This is a genomic window from Lentilactobacillus sp. TOM.63, assembly GCF_030361045.1.
In the GTDB taxonomy this organism is placed as follows: domain Bacteria; phylum Bacillota; class Bacilli; order Lactobacillales; family Lactobacillaceae; genus Lentilactobacillus; species Lentilactobacillus dabitei.
Map to the genome: position 1 here is coordinate 1 of NZ_JAUCAP010000172.1, position 1,105 is coordinate 1,105.

Annotated in this window: 1 protein-coding gene; it reads left to right on the forward strand. The window is 42.2% G+C overall.

The window, feature by feature from the left end:
• Positions 1-106 precede the first annotated feature (106 nt).
• Positions 107-1,096, forward strand: a complete 990-nt coding sequence (locus QUF07_RS13985) for an IS30 family transposase (RefSeq protein WP_004561985.1) — start codon at positions 107-109, stop codon at positions 1,094-1,096.
• The last annotated feature ends 9 nt before the right edge of the window (positions 1,097-1,105 follow it).

A 1,105-nucleotide genomic window follows, 5' to 3' on the forward strand; every position in this document is an offset into this window, starting at 1 on the left:
TCTTGAATTTACACTTTAAGTGCAACACTAATTAAATAAAGAATGGCCCATGGCCAAATTTCTGTAAAATGATGTTTGCGAAAACAATCATGAAAGGAATTTAGCCATGGACCACTACAAGCATATTACCATAGATGAACGGGAAACTATCTTTTTAATGAGGAATCATGGAAACTCACTTCGTGAGATTGCCAGCCATATCAAGAAAAGTTACTCAACCATTTCTCGAGAATTAAGCCGTAATTCTACTGGTAAATCCTATTCACCTTCGAAGGCTCAGGAGAAGTACAAACAGCGCAAAGGCAACTGTGGCAGAGTCTCTCTTTTGAGTAATCCTCAGGTGTTTGAAGTGGTGAGAGAACACTTCTGCGAAGACCTTTGGTCTCCGGAGGAAATATCGAATCGCTTGGCAGTCGAAAAGTATCCGGTGCAGATCAGTACCACGACTATTTACCGTGGGATTTTCAATGGCTTATTTGATAATTTGTTTAAATCTGGCAGCTCTAGTGCCGTGCGCCATCTAAGGCATCACGGCAAGTCTCGCCACAATAAAGCTTATCAAGAAAAGCGAGGCAAGATTCCAATCCCCAACAAGATTCATGATCGTCCGCGAGAAGCTGACAACCGTGTAGAAATTGGTCACTGGGAAGGTGATACCGTGTTAGGCAAAAGCGGAAAGGCTTGTGTCGTTACATTGGTTGATCGAAAATCTCGTTACCTGCTTATTGGTAAGGCTGCTAAAAGAACTTCAGAAGCAGTCACGGATACTTTGAGCGACTTAATGAAGCTATGGCCTGGTAGATCGTTAACGATTACCCCGGATAGGGGTAAAGAGTTTGCCAAAGTTCAATGTTTAACTGATAAGTTTGGTACGCCCTTCTACTTTCCCGATCCTCACTCTCCTTGGCAACGAGGAACTAACGAAAATACTAACGGCTTGCTTCGCGAATATTTGCCAAAAGGAACTGACCTTGATTCAATTACTGACCGCCGGATACAAGCATATGCAGAACAAATGAATAATCGTCCCCGTAAATGTCTCGGATGGAAAACGCCTTATGAAATATTCTTTAATGTCGTGTTGCACTTAATTTGACAATTCAAG

Excerpts from the sequence above, each read along its gene's own strand:
- QUF07_RS13985 (WP_004561985.1), top strand. The coding sequence starts at position 107 with ATGGACCACTACAAGCATATTACCATAGATGAACGGGAAACTATCTTT.